Origin of the sequence: Streptomyces sp. NBC_01260 (assembly GCF_036226405.1) — a bacterium.
Lineage (GTDB): Bacteria > Actinomycetota > Actinomycetes > Streptomycetales > Streptomycetaceae > Streptomyces > Streptomyces laculatispora.
The window spans coordinates 5,706,453-5,719,862 of sequence record NZ_CP108464.1; the positions used below are offsets into that span (position 1 = coordinate 5,706,453).

Sequence of the window (13,410 nt, forward strand, 5' to 3'; positions counted from 1 at the left end):
CCACGTGCGTACGCTCTGTGCATCGACACTGATCGGCGAGTTCTTCGTGATCGGCTTCGCCGGACTCGTCGCGATGAAGTCCGACGACCTGTCGTCCGCGACGGTGTGGACGGTCTGCGGTATCGGCATGCTGCTCTCCGTGCTGCTCTGCGGGGTGCTCACCCGCCCCGGCGGCGTGCAGCTCGGCTGGGCGCTCCAGATCGCACTGGTCGCCAGCGGCTTCGTGGTGCCGATGATGTTCATCCTCGGACTGGTCTTCGGCGGCCTGTGGTGGGCCTCGGTGCACTACGGCCGCAAGATCGACGAGGTGAAGGCCCGCTGGGCCGCGCAGGAGGCGGCGCAGGCCCCCGCCGCCGGCTGACCCGGCGCGCGGTCGGAGCACGGCCCTTGCCCGGCGGTCAAACCCGGCCGCCGGGCCGTCACCGCGCCCCTGTAATCTCGCTTCACCGCACCCGTATGCCTGCAAGGAGCCGCACATGACCCAGCGCACCCTCGTTCTTCTCAAGCCCGACGCCGTCCGTCGCGGTCTGGTCGGCGAGATCGTCGGCCGCATCGAGCGCAAGGCCGGCTGGAAGATCACCGCGCTGGAGCTGCGTACCCTCGACCGGGCCACGCTGGAGCAGCACTATGCCGAGCACGTCGGCCGCCCGTTCTACGAGCCGCTCGTCGAGTTCATGCAGTCCGGCCCGATCGTCGCCCTGGTGGCCGAGGGCGAGCGGGTGATCGAGGGCGTCCGCGCCCTGACCGGTCCCACCGACCCGATCGCCGCCGCGCCCGGATCGATCCGCGGTGACTTCGGCTCGATCACCCGGGAGAACCTCATCCACGCCTCGGACTCCGAGGAGTCCGCAGAGCGAGAACTGAAGCTGTTCTTTCCGGGACTTTCCTGACCTCGGCTCCGCCAAACAGCGCTCATGACCTGGGGCGACCGAAGTAATTCGGTCGCCCTTCGGCATAGGGTGACCGATCGCGGGAACGCATCCCCCCGACGTAACGTCACCATGAGTGGGACGGCCACCCGTTCTGCTCAGCAAGGCGAAGGACCCTCGCGCTGTGTCGGTGTATCCGGCACTACGATGGAAGCTTCCACGCCCGCAGCGCTCATCTCGCCTACCAAAACAAGCCATCAACGCTTTCGCTTGGGAAGGCCCGACGCATCCTCATGGGGAACAAGGGGAACTCAATGTCGTTCATCGGCCGTGACATGGCTATCGACCTCGGGACTGCCAACACGCTGGTGTACGTCAGGGGGCGCGGCATCGTTCTGAACGAGCCGTCCGTCGTGGCCATCAACACCAACACCGGCGGCATCCTGGCGGTCGGCGCCGAGGCCAAGAAGATGATCGGCCGTACACCGGGCAACATCGTTGCCGTACGGCCCCTGAAGGACGGCGTGATCGCCGACTTCGAGATCACGGAGCGGATGCTCCGCTACTTCATCCTGAAGATCCACAAGCGCCGCTACCTGGCCCGCCCGCGGGTCGTCGTCTGTGTGCCCTCCGGCATCACAGGGGTCGAGCGACGCGCCGTCATCGAGGCATCGACGCAGGCCGGCGCGCGCCAGGTGCACATCATTGAGGAGCCCATGGCGGCGGCCATCGGCTCCGGTCTGCCGGTCCACGAGGCCACCGGCAACATGGTCGTCGACATCGGTGGCGGCACCACCGAGGTCGCGGTCATCTCGCTCGGCGGAATCGTGACCGCCCAGTCGATCCGGGTCGCCGGTGACGAGCTGGACAACGCGATCATCCAGCACATCAAGAAGGAGTACTCGCTCCTCCTCGGTGAGCGCACCGCCGAACAGATCAAGATCACCATCGGCTCGGCGTTCGAGCTGGAGAAGGACGAGCACACCGAGATCCGCGGCCGCGACCTCGTCTCGGGTCTGCCCAAGACCGTGGTCATCTCCGCGACCGAGGTGCGCAAGGCGATCGAGGAGCCGGTCAACGCGATCGTCGACGCGGTCAAGACGACGCTCGACAAGTGCCCGCCGGAGCTCTCCGGCGATGTCATGGACCGGGGCATCGTCCTCACCGGCGGCGGCGCGCTGCTGCGCGGACTGGACGAGCGGCTCCGCCACGAGACGGGCATGCCGATCCACATCGCCGAGGACCCGCTGGACTCCGTCGCGCTCGGATCCGGCAAGTGCGTCGAGGAGTTCGAGGCGCTCCAGCAGGTGCTGGACGCCCAGCCCCGACGGTAGGAACTCCACGGCCCTCCGCGCGGACGCTGCCGCTCCGCGCGGAGGATCGTTGATATACAGGCACGAACATTCCTACGAGGAAGGCACGGCCGCCGCACGTGAGGGACACACGAGAGAGCCGGCTGCTCCTGGTGCTGCTGATCGCCATCGCATTCGCACTGATCACGGTGGACATCCGCGGTGGTGAGGCGTCGCCGGTGGACGGCGCCCGGCAGGCCGCCTCCACGGTCTTCGGACCAGTTGAGAACGGTGTCGCGGCAGCCGTCGACCCGGTGGGCAACGCCATAGGGGCGGTACGCGCCTCCGGCGACCGGCACGACAAGATCGCCGCACTGGAGCAGCAGAACGCCGCGCTGAAGGCCAAGCTCGGCAGCGACGACCAGAACCGCAGCCGGGTCCGCGAGCTCGACAAGATGCTGAAGAAGTCGGACGCCGGGCAGTACGGCATCAAGGCCGCCGAGGTCATCGCCATAGGAGCGGCCCAGGGCTTCTCCTGGACGGTCACCATCGACGCGGGCTCCAAGGACGGCCTCAAGCGCGACATGACCGTCCTCAACGGGGACGGACTCGTCGGCCGGGTCACCACCGTCGGCCCGGACACCGCGACGGTGCTCCTCGCCAACGATCCCGACTTCACCGTCGGCACCCGGATGGAGTCCACCGACGAACTCGGCTTCGCCACCGGCCAGGGCTCACGCCCGCTTGCCGTCCAGTTCCTGAACGGCAAGGCGAAGGTCAAGAAGGGCGACCGGCTCGTCACGTTCGGGTCCAGCAAGAACAAGCCGTTCGTGCCCGGCGTCCCGGTCGGCGAGGTCGTCCGCGTCGACCCGTCCGGCGGCGACCTGACCCGTACGGTCTACGTCCGTCCGTACGTCGGCTTCACCAAGCTCGACATCGTCGGCATCGTCGTCCAGGCCCCGCGCGAGGACCCCCGCGACACGGTCCTGCCGAAGAAGCAGGCCAAGCCCGCCAAGCCGAAGCCCACGCCGACCGTCACCGTCACCATCTCGCCCAACGGCGACATCGTGGACACCGGAGGGAACGTCGTCGGGAACATCCACCAGAGCGCGGACCCCAGCGGCGGCCCGAGCCCCGACCCCAGCGGGAACGCCACACCGAACGCCGACAACGCGGTAAACGAACAGAGGTAGAGCTGATCCCCATGCACGTCAACCGGACTCTGCTCTCCATCGTCCTGGTCGTGATCGCCCTCGTCGTCCAGGTCTCCGTGCTCGCCCGGCTCCAGCTGCCCGGCGCGGTGCCCGATCTGCTCCTCATGGTCGTCGTCGGACTGGCCTTCGTCTACGGACACGTCAGCGGCGCCCTCATCGGCTTCGGCGCCGGGCTGCTCGCCGACCTGGCACCGCCGGCGGACCACGCGGCCGGACGGTACGCCCTCGTCCTCTGCGTCATCGGTTACCTCGCCGGACTGGCCAAGCCGGAGAACGGCCAGCTCAAGTCGGCCTTCCTGCCGATGGCCGTGGTCGTCGCGGCGGCGATCGGATCGACCCTGCTGTACGCGGGTGTCGGCGCGCTCGTCGGCGACACGGCCGCCCGCCATGTGGGTCTGGGCAGCCTGCTGTTCACCGCGGCCGTCTACGACCTGCTCCTCGCACCGTTCACCGTGCCGCTGATCATGGCGATGGCCAGACGCACGGTGAACGACCCGCTCACCGAGTCCTCCTCCGGCGGCAAGGACGCCACGGCGGGCTGGCTCGCGGCGGGCACCGGCCTGCGGATCGGCGGCCAGCGCGGCGGACTGCGCGTCAAGGCCGCCCGCAACCGGGCAGCACGCGCCGGACGGATCAAGGGAGTCAAGCGACTGTGAGGCTGCATTTCCCCGGGGCCGCCCACCAGGTCCCCTGCCCGACCACCACCGGGGGCGCCCCGTGACCAACATCCCCGAGACGGGCCGGACCCAGCGGGTCCAGATCCGCCTCGTCGTCATCCAGGTCCTCGTCTTCTCCCTGCTGCTCACCCTCGGCGGCCGCCTCTGGTACCTCCAGATCCGCAACGGCCAGGAGTACTCCGACGAGGCGAAGAACAACCACGTCCAGCAGGTCGTCCAGCCCGCCGCCCGCGGCGCCATCCTCGACGCGCGCGGCGTGCCCCTCGCCGACAACGAGACCCGGCTCGTCGTCTCCGCCAGCCGCACCGAGCTGCTGAAGATGGCCGACGACGGCAAGAGCGTGCTGACCCGGCTCGCCGACGTGCTCGGCATGAAGCCCAAGGACGTCATCGACAAGGTCCGGCTCTGCGACGCGAAGACCCCGCAGCCCTGCTGGAACGGTTCGCCCTACCAGCCGATCCCGGTCACCGACGAGGCCACCACCCAGCAGGCCCTCCAGATCCGCGAACGTGCCGAGGACTTCCCCGGCATCACCGCCGAACCCACCGCCGTACGCCGCTACGCCGCACCCGGCAAGGCCAACAGCGCCCAGGTCCTCGGCTACCTCTCGCCCGTCACCGACAACGAGATCACCAAGGCCCAGGACAGCGACTCGCCGTACCTGCGCTCCGACCAGGTCGGCCGCTCCGGCCTGGAGCGCACGTACGACAAGGCACTGCGCGGCAAGGCGGGCGTCACCCGCTACGAGGTCGACAACCTCGGCCGGGTCATCGGCGAGGCGAAGAACGACAAGGCGGAGCCCGGCTCCAGCGTCGTCACCTCCATCGACGCCCGGGTCCAGGCCGTCGCCGAGTACGAGCTCAACCAGGCCATGAAGACGGCCCGCACCGAGTTCGACACCAACACCGGCGAGAACTACAAGGCCGACTCCGGCGCCGTCGTCGTCATGGAGGCCAAGACCGGCCGGGTCGTCTCGATGGCCTCGCTGCCCAACTACGACCCCAACGCCTGGGTCGGCGGCATCTCCGGCAAGGACTACGCCAAGCTGACCGGCAAGAACTCCAACTTCCCGCTGCTGAACCGGGCCATCCAGGGCCAGGCCGCCCCCGGCTCCATCTTCAAGGTCATCTCCTCGACCGCCGCGGTCAACGCCGGATACCCCTTCGACGGCAACTACCCCTGCCCCAGCTCGTACTCCATCGGCGGCCAGACCTTCAAGAACTACGAGTCCCAGGGCTACGGCGACATCACCATCGGCCGCGCCCTCGAAGTCTCCTGCGACACCGTGTACTACGGCATCGCGCACAAGGAGTGGCAGAAGGACGGCGGCAACAACCCCAAGAAGAAGCCCAACGACTGGTTCTACAAGACCGCCCACCAGTTCGGCCTCGGCAAGGAGACCGGCATCGACCTCCCCAACGAGGTCAGCGGCCGCGTCCCCGACCGCGAGTGGAAGAAGAACTTCGCCAAGGCCAACCACGACGCCTGGTGCAAGCAGGGCAAGAAGGACGGCACGTACGTCGAGAAGATCGCCTACGAGAACTGCCTCGAAGGCGACAAGATGCGCGCCGGTGACTCCGTCAACTACTCGATCGGCCAGGGCGACACCCTCGTCACCCCGATCCAGATGGCGACCATCTACGCGGCCATCTCCAACGGCGGCACGCTCTACGACCCCACCGTCGGCAAGGCGATCGTCAGCGGCGACGGCAAGACCGTCGAGCAGATCAAGCCCAAGTCGCACGGCAAGCTGCCCTTCACCGCCAAGACCCGCAACGAAATAGACCAAGCCCTCGCGGGTGTCGCGACCCGCGGTTCCGCCGCCTGGCGATTCGGCGGCTGGCCGCAGGACAAGATCCCGATGCACGCCAAGACGGGTACGGCCGAGGTCTACGGCAAGCAGACGACCTCGTGGTTCGCCACGTACACCAAGGACTACTCGATCGTCATGACGATCTCCCAGGGCGGTACGGGCTCCGGCGCGTCCGGGCCCGCCGTGCGCAACATCTACAACGCGATCTACGGTCTCGACGCCGCCGGCAAGCAGGACCTCAAGAAGGCCCTGCTGCCGACGCCGCAGAAGTCCCTGCCGAAGATCCAGCAGGACGGCTCCATCGAGACCCCGAAGATCAAGCCGTACGACCCGAACTCGCAGAAGCCGCCGGCCGAGCAGACGCTCGCCGCGATCATGGGGAGGCGCGACTGATGGCCGGTTTCTCCGTCCAGCGGTACGCTCCCGAGCGCTCGGCCTGGGGCCGGTTCACCGCCCGGGACTCCGTGGTCCGCCGGCTCGACTGGCCGCTGCTCGGCTCGGCGATCGCGCTCTCCCTCATCGGCTCGATGCTGGTCTACTCGGCGACCCGGGGACGGGACTCGCTCACCCACGGCGACCCGTACTACTTCCTCTTCCGGCACGCCCTCAACGCCGGCATCGGCTTCGCCCTGATGGTCGGCACGATCTGGCTCGGCCACCGCACCCTGCGCGGCGCGGTGCCGATCCTGTACGGCCTGTCCGTACTCCTCGTCCTGGCGGTCCTCACCCCGCTCGGCGCCACCGTCAACGGTGCCCACGCCTGGATCATCATCGGCGGCGGCTTCTCCCTCCAGCCCTCCGAGTTCACCAAGATCACGATCATCCTCGGTATGGCGATGCTGCTCGCCGCCCGCGTCGACGCGGGCGACCAGTTGCACCCCGACCACCGGACCGTCGCCAAGGCCCTCGGCGTGGCGGCGATCCCGATGGTGGTCGTCATGGGCATGCCGGACCTCGGTTCCGTGATGGTCATGGCAGTCATCGTGCTCGGCGTACTGCTGGCCTCCGGGGCGTCGAACCGCTGGATCTTCGGACTCCTCGGCGCGGGCACCGCGGGCGCTGTCGCCATCTGGCAGCTCGGACTGCTCGACGACTACCAGATCGCCCGGTTCGCGGCCTTCGCCAACCCGGCGCTCGACCCGGCCGGCGTCGGCTACAACACCAACCAGGCCCGTATCGCGATCGGCTCCGGCGGCCTCTCCGGCACCGGCCTCTTCCAGGGCACCCAGACCACAGGCCAGTTCGTCCCCGAGCAGCAGACCGACTTCGTCTTCACCGTCGCGGGCGAGGAACTCGGCTTCCTCGGCGCCGGGCTGATCCTCGTCCTGCTCGGCGTCATCCTGTGGCGCGCCTGCCGCATCGCCCGGGAGACCACCGAGCTGTACGGCACGATCGTCGCCGCCGGAATCATCGCCTGGTTCGCCTTCCAGTCCTTCGAGAACATCGGCATGACGCTCGGCATCATGCCGGTCGCCGGACTGCCGCTGCCGTTCGTCTCCTACGGAGGGTCCTCGATGTTCGCCATCTGGGTGGCCATCGGACTGCTCCAGTCGATCAGGGTGCAACGGCCGATAACGGCCTGAGCCGTGTGGGCCCTGCCCATCTGCCCGCATTCCCTCTAGATTCGACTCATGGCGGACTCGAAGCGTGAGATCGAGCGGAAGTACGAAGCCACCGACGCCACCCGGCTGCCCGACCTGAGCCGGGTGGCCGGCGTCTCGGCCGTCGAACACCTGGGGTTGAGCGAACTCGACGCCGTCTACTACGACACCGAGGACCTCCGGCTCGCGGCCGACTCCCTCACCCTGCGCCGCCGCACCGGCGGGGGCGACGCCGGCTGGCACCTCAAATTCCCGGTCGCCACCGGCATCCGTGACGAGATCCGGGCCCCGCTCTCCGATACCCTGCCGCCCGAACTCGCCGCACTGATCCGCTCCCGGGTCCGGGACGCCGCGGTCGTCCCCGTGGTCCGGCTCCGCTCCGCCCGGGACGTCCACCGCCTGACCGGACCCGACGGCGCGCCGCTCGCCGAAATCAGCGTGGACGCGGTCCGGGCCGAGCGGCTGCACGGCGGCAGCGCAAGCACCGCCTGGACCGAGATCGAGGCCGAACTCGCCGATGACGGCGACCCCGCCTTCCTCGACGCCGTCGAGCGGCGGCTGCGCAAGGCCGGGGTACGGCCCTCCGCGGCACCGTCCAAACTGGCGCGGGCACTCGCGGAGACCGGCCCGAAGGGGAAACCGGGCGGCAAACGGCCGCGGCCGCACACCGCGGGCGACCACGTCCTGGCCTATGTGCGCGACCAGAACGCGGCGATCGTCGCCCTGGACCCGGCCGTGCGCCGCGGCCTGCCCGACTCCGTGCACCGGATGCGGGTCGCCACCCGCAGACTGCGCAGCGCCTTCAGGACGTACCGCGGCATCCTCGACCGGAGCGTCACCGGCCCCGTCGCCGAGGAGCTGAGGTGGCTCGCGGCGGAACTGGGCGTCGACCGCGACCAGGAGGTCCTCGACGAACGGCTGCGCACCCGGCTTGACGGGCTGCCCCGCACCCTGGTCCTCGGACCGGTCCGCGGCCGGCTGCGGATCTGGTCGGTGGCCCGCCGCAGCGGCTCCCGCCGCCACACGGTCGCCGTACTCGACGGCAGCCGCTACCTGGAGCTGCTCGGCACCCTGGACGCACTCCTCGCCGACCCGCCCCTGCTGCCCGCCGCCGCGGCGCCACCCGGCAAGGTGCTGTCCCGCGCCGTGCACAAGGACCACCGGCGCCTCGCGCGCCGCATCGCCCACGCCCGGGAACTGCCACCGGGACCGGAGCGCGACGTCGCCCTGCACAAGGCGCGCAAGGCGGCGAAACGAGCGCGTTACGCGGCGGAGGCCGCCCGCCCCGCGCTCGGGAAACCGGCCCGCAAGTCCGTCAAGCGGCTGAAGGCCGTACAGGGCGTCCTCGGCGACCACCAGGACAGCGTGGTGGCCCGCGAGGCCCTGCGCGCCCTCGCCGTCCAGGCACATCTGGCCGGCGAGCCGTCGTTCACCTGGGGACTGCTGTACGGGCAGGAGGAGGAGACGGCGGCGGCACGCGAACGGGAGCTGCCCGGGGTGTGGGCGAGGGCGTCCCGGGCGAAGATCCGGACGGCTCCGGAAGGCTGAGCGTCGCGGTACGCTGGATGGTCATCCTTGCCGGCTCTCGAAAGTTCGCGATGTCTGTCGATTCGGTCTTCCCACAGCTCGAAGCTCTGCTCCCGCATGTGCAGAAGCCCATCCAGTACGTCGGCGGTGAGCTGAACTCCACCGTCAAGCCGTGGGACGAGTGCGACGTCCGCTGGGCACTCATGTACCCGGACGCGTACGAGGTCGGGCTCCCCAACCAGGGCGTCATGATCCTCTACGAGGTGCTCAACGAGCGCCAGGGCGTCCTCGCCGAGCGCACCTACAGCGTCTGGCCGGACCTGGAGGAGCTGATGCGCGAGCACAAGGTGCCCCAGTTCACGGTGGACGGACACCGCCCGGTCAAGGCGTTCGACGTCTTCGGGCTGAGCTTCTCCACCGAACTCGGCTACACCAACATGCTCACCGCCCTGGACCTGGCCGGCATTCCGCTGGCCGCCAAGGACCGCGGCCTCGACGACCCGATCGTGCTCGCGGGCGGCCACGCCGCGTTCAACCCCGAGCCGATCGCGGAGTTCATCGACTGCGCGGTCATCGGCGACGGCGAGCAGGCCGTCCTGGAGATCACCGAGATCGTCCGCGCCTGGAAGGCCGAGGGCCGTCCCGGCGGTCGCGAGGAGGTGCTGTTCCGGCTCGCCAGGACGGGCGGCGTCTACGTCCCCGGCTTCTACGACGTCGAGTACCTCCCGGACGGCCGTATCGGCCGGGTCGTGCCCAACAAGTCCGGCGTGCCGTGGCGGGTGTCCAAGCACACCGTGATGGACCTCGACGAGTGGCCCTACCCGAAGCAGCCGCTCGTCCCGCTCGCCGAGACCGTCCACGAGCGGATGTCCGTGGAGATCTTCCGCGGCTGCACCCGCGGCTGCCGCTTCTGCCAGGCCGGCATGATCACGCGCCCCGTGCGGGAGCGAAGCATCACCGGCATCGGCGAAATGGTGGAGAAGGGCCTCAAGGCGACCGGCTTCGAGGAGGTCGGTCTGCTCTCGCTCTCCTCCGCGGACCACTCCGAGATCGGCGACATCGCCAAGGGCCTCGCCGACCGCTACACGGACGACAAGATCGGGCTCTCGCTGCCCTCCACCCGCGTCGACGCGTTCAACGTGGACCTGGCCAACGAGCTGACCCGCAACGGCCGTCGCTCCGGTCTCACCTTCGCCCCCGAGGGCGGCTCCGAGCGGATGCGCAAGGTCATCAACAAGATGGTCTCGGAGGAGGACCTGATCCGGACCGTCTCCACCGCGTACGGCAACGGCTGGCGGCAGGTGAAGCTGTACTTCATGTGCGGTCTGCCCACCGAGACCGACGAGGACGTCCTGCAGATCGGCGACATGGCGGTCAACGTCATCGCCAAGGGCCGCGAGGTCTCCGGGCAGAACGACATCCGCTGCACCGTCTCCATCGGCGGCTTCGTGCCCAAGCCGCACACCCCGTTCCAATGGGCCCCGCAGCTCGGCGTCGAGGAGACCGACGCCCGGCTGGCCAAGCTCCGGGACAAGATCCGCGGCGACAAGAAGTACGGCCGCTCGATCGGCTTCCGCTACCACGACGGCAAGCCCGGCATCGTCGAGGGCCTGCTCTCCCGCGGCGACCGCCGGGTCGGCTCCGTCATCCGCGCCGTCTACGAGGCCGGCGGCCGGTTCGACGGCTGGCGCGAGCACTTCAGCTACGACCTGTGGATGAAGAGTGCCGAGAAGACGCTGCCCGGCTTCGGCGTGGACGTCGACTGGTACACCACCCGGGAGCGGACGTACGAGGAGGTCCTGCCCTGGGACCACCTGGACTCCGGCCTCGACAAGGAATGGCTCTGGGAGGACTGGCAGGACTCGCTCGACGAGACCGAGGTCGAGGACTGCCGCTGGACGCCGTGCTTCGACTGCGGGGTGTGCCCGCAGCTGGACCTCGACATCCAGATCGGCCCGACGGGCAAGAAGCTCCTCCCGCTGACGGTCGTGAAGTGACGCCCTGAAGTGACACCGTCCGGCTCCGGCCGGGTGACAGCTCGATGACGAAGGCCCGGCCCGGGAAACCCCCGGCCGGGCCTTCGCGTCATGGACTGCATGGACTACGGAAAGCACCAGGCGCCCGCGCGGTACGAGAGCGGTGACGGCTGTCTGACCACCCTCATCAGGATTCCGGTGCGGATCGTGGTCCTCGTCCTGGTCCTGCCGGTCCGGATGGTGTGGGACGCCCTCGTCGCCTGCGCCCGCGCCGCCGACCGGACCCTGTTCCGGCCGCTCGGGCGGGCGCTCTCCTGGCTGTTCCAGGTCCTCGTGGTGACCCCGGCCCGCCTGCTGTGGGAGTGGGTACTGGTCCCGGTGGGGCACGGGCTGCGGTGGCTGGGGGCGGCGGTGTTCGTCCGGCCGTGGGTCGCGCTGTGGCGGTATGCCGTGGTGCCCGGGGTGCGGTACGGGGTCGTGGTCCCGCTCGTCTGGCTGTACACCGCTGCCCTCACCCCGCTCGGACACGGGCTGCGGTGGGTGTACCTGACGCTGCTCGCCCCCGCCGGACGCGGGATCCTCGCGGGGACCGGATGGCTGCTCACGGTCGTCCTCGTCCTGCCGGTGGTGGGTGTGTGGCGGTACGTCCTGGTGCCGCTGGGGCTTGCCGCCGCCTGGCTGGTGCGGTATCTGGTCGTGCTGCCGGCCGGGTGGGCGTACCGGGAACTGCTCACGCCGCTGGGCCACGGCATCGCCTGGCTGCTCGACGTGCTGGCCCGCGGGGTCGCCGCGGGATTCCGGGGGCTGTGGGCCGGTCTCCGCCTGCTCGTCTCGGTGCTTCTCGTCACTCCGCTGGTCTGGGTGTACCGGCGGGTGCTGACCCCCGTGGGCCGGGAGGTCGCCGCCGCGATCGGCGTCGCCTGGCGCATCGCCGGATTCGTCTCGCGGGCCGTCGGCCGGGCGCTGGCCTGGCTGGCCTGGCATCTGGTCGGGGCGCCGGTGGCCTGGGCCTACCGCACGGTGTGCACCCCCCTCGGCCATTTCGTGCGCGACGCCGTATGGGTCCCGGCCAGGAGGGCAGCCGTCGCGGCGGGCCGGACGGCCCGGGACGTGATGCGCACGGCCCGCGAAACCGTCCGGCAGGCCCGCCGCGACGCATGGCGGGCACTGGTCGGCGGGCCGCCTGTGACCGAGCCCCGGGAACCAGGGAGCCCCCTTGCGCGTAGGCTGGGTGCTACGCAACAAGCGACGACTGTGCCCAGCGCGGCGCCCGCACCAGAGATCTCCCTGCACGGCGAGAAAACCGCCCAGCAGGGGTGAGCCGGAGCGGGCACCCCGGGCCCACCCGTATTTCGAGGGCGGCGTGCCACCCGCGTCCGCTCCGCACCGAGGAGAAGAACCACTGGGCAAGCGACAGCCCGAAGGCCCGCCGCCCGCACCGGCAGTGCAGCGCATTCGTCTGCGCTACACCAAGCGCGGCCGCCTCCGGTTCACCAGTCACCGTGACTTCCAGCGTGCCTTCGAGCGGGCGCTGCGCCGCTCCGAGGTGCCCATGGCCTACTCGGCGGGCTTCACCCCGCACCCCAAGGTGTCCTACGCCAATGCCGCCCCCACCGGCACGGGCAGCGAGGCCGAGTTCCTGGAGATCGCGCTCACCGAGGCGCGTGACCCCGACGTCCTGCGCGAGCTGCTCAATGACTCGCTGCCGGACGGTCTCGACATCACGGACGCCGTGGAGGCCCGTACCTCGGGTCTCGCCGACCGGCTGACCGCCTCCATCTGGGAGATGCGGCTGGACGGGGTCTCGGCGGAGGAGGCCGAGAAGGCCGTGGCCGCCTTCAACGGGGCCGAGGCCGTCGAGGTCCAGCGCCGTACGAAGAACGGCGTGCGCAGCTTCGACGCCCGGTCCGCCGTGGTGGACCTGCAGGCCCTTGATCAACAGTCTGATAGGCCCGGGGCCAAGGCCTGTGCGATACTGCGGCTGGTTGTTCGGCACGTGACACCTGCCGTGCGACCTGACGACGTCCTGTCCGGTCTCCGCGTTGTGGCCGACCTGGCGCCGCCGGTCCCCGCAGCGGTGACCAGGCTGGCGCAGGGGCTCTTCGACGAGGAGTCCGGCACGGTGACCGACCCGCTCGCGCCTGACCGCGAGGCAGCCCCGGCCGCTCTACCCACGGCCACCGGGACCGCCGTCGCGACGGCGCCGGAAGGTGCAGGCACCGCGTAAGGCGGTCGTTGTAGCGCAGCCCTCGGACTCGGGAGCCACCTGGGCCGGGCCGCGCGCTGACCCATAAGACTTTCGCCAGGCCGTGCGCAGACCGCGTACGGAACCGGCGAGCCAGACATTCAGCCCCCGTGCGGCGCCCGCGCCCCGGACGGCGGTACCGCGTACATCATGCGGACCGTGCCGGACCGGAATCAGGCGCGGCGCCCGGGAGCGC

At 70.1% G+C, this 13,410-nt stretch carries 11 protein-coding genes; all 11 read left to right on the top strand.

The window, feature by feature from the left end; all coding sequences use genetic code 11:
• The first annotated feature begins 4 nt into the window (after positions 1-4).
• The 11 genes from OG322_RS25325 to OG322_RS25375 all read left to right on the top strand — a co-directional run bounded on the left by OG322_RS25325 (position 5) and on the right by OG322_RS25375 (position 13,196).
• Entirely contained in the window at positions 5-361 is a 357-nt protein-coding gene (locus OG322_RS25325; protein WP_123471005.1) for a DUF4233 domain-containing protein, read from the top strand.
• Positions 362-476: 115 nt separating this feature from the next.
• A complete protein-coding gene (gene ndk / locus OG322_RS25330) occupies positions 477-890 on the top strand; it encodes a nucleoside-diphosphate kinase (RefSeq protein ID WP_123471003.1) in 414 nt (137 codons plus the stop codon).
• A 293-nt stretch (positions 891-1,183) separates the two neighbouring features.
• Positions 1,184-2,203 (top strand): rod shape-determining protein, encoded by a 1,020-nt coding sequence (locus OG322_RS25335; RefSeq protein ID WP_024492993.1) that lies wholly within the window; start codon positions 1,184-1,186, stop codon positions 2,201-2,203.
• A gap of 98 nt (positions 2,204-2,301) precedes the next feature.
• Positions 2,302-3,354: a rod shape-determining protein MreC gene (mreC, locus tag OG322_RS25340; protein ID WP_123471000.1), complete on the top strand. Its 1,053-nt coding sequence runs from the start codon at positions 2,302-2,304 to the stop codon at positions 3,352-3,354.
• Positions 3,355-3,365: 11 nt separating this feature from the next.
• Complete coding sequence (gene mreD / locus OG322_RS25345; RefSeq protein WP_123470998.1) at positions 3,366-4,031, top strand: rod shape-determining protein MreD; 666 nt, start codon at positions 3,366-3,368, stop codon at positions 4,029-4,031.
• 61 nt (positions 4,032-4,092) lie between these two features.
• On the top strand, positions 4,093-6,258 hold the full coding sequence (mrdA, locus tag OG322_RS25350; protein WP_123470996.1) for a penicillin-binding protein 2: 2,166 nt from the start codon (positions 4,093-4,095) through the stop codon (positions 6,256-6,258).
• A complete protein-coding gene (gene rodA, locus OG322_RS25355) occupies positions 6,258-7,448 on the top strand; it encodes a rod shape-determining protein RodA (RefSeq protein WP_123470993.1) in 1,191 nt (396 codons plus the stop codon). The genes mrdA and rodA overlap by 1 nt, the downstream gene beginning before the upstream one ends.
• A 48-nt stretch (positions 7,449-7,496) precedes the next feature.
• The gene (locus tag OG322_RS25360) at positions 7,497-9,014 is read left to right on the top strand and encodes a CYTH and CHAD domain-containing protein (RefSeq protein ID WP_123470990.1); all 1,518 of its coding nucleotides are present in this window, start codon (positions 7,497-7,499) and stop codon (positions 9,012-9,014) included.
• A 50-nt stretch (positions 9,015-9,064) separates the two neighbouring features.
• Complete coding sequence (locus tag OG322_RS25365; RefSeq protein WP_123471491.1) at positions 9,065-10,990, top strand: TIGR03960 family B12-binding radical SAM protein; 1,926 nt, start codon at positions 9,065-9,067, stop codon at positions 10,988-10,990.
• A gap of 99 nt (positions 10,991-11,089) precedes the next feature.
• Positions 11,090-12,289 carry a hypothetical protein gene (locus OG322_RS25370; RefSeq protein WP_123471490.1) on the top strand — a complete coding sequence of 400 codons (1,200 nt, stop codon included), beginning with the start codon at positions 11,090-11,092 and terminating at the stop codon, positions 12,287-12,289.
• A 124-nt stretch (positions 12,290-12,413) separates the two neighbouring features.
• The gene (locus OG322_RS25375; protein ID WP_123470988.1) at positions 12,414-13,196 is read left to right on the top strand and encodes a TIGR03936 family radical SAM-associated protein; all 783 of its coding nucleotides are present in this window, start codon (positions 12,414-12,416) and stop codon (positions 13,194-13,196) included.
• Positions 13,197-13,410 lie beyond the last annotated feature (214 nt).

Excerpts from the sequence above, each read along its gene's own strand:
- OG322_RS25370 (WP_123471490.1), top strand. The coding sequence starts at position 11,090 with ATGGACTACGGAAAGCACCAGGCGCCCGCGCGGTACGAGAGCGGTGAC.
- OG322_RS25360 (WP_123470990.1), top strand. The coding sequence starts at position 7,497 with ATGGCGGACTCGAAGCGTGAGATCGAGCGGAAGTACGAAGCCACCGAC.
- OG322_RS25335 (WP_024492993.1), top strand. The coding sequence starts at position 1,184 with ATGTCGTTCATCGGCCGTGACATGGCTATCGACCTCGGGACTGCCAAC.
- ndk (WP_123471003.1), top strand. The coding sequence starts at position 477 with ATGACCCAGCGCACCCTCGTTCTTCTCAAGCCCGACGCCGTCCGTCGC.
- rodA (WP_123470993.1), top strand. The coding sequence starts at position 6,258 with ATGGCCGGTTTCTCCGTCCAGCGGTACGCTCCCGAGCGCTCGGCCTGG.
- OG322_RS25365 (WP_123471491.1), top strand. The coding sequence starts at position 9,065 with ATGTCTGTCGATTCGGTCTTCCCACAGCTCGAAGCTCTGCTCCCGCAT.
- mreD (WP_123470998.1), top strand. The coding sequence starts at position 3,366 with ATGCACGTCAACCGGACTCTGCTCTCCATCGTCCTGGTCGTGATCGCC.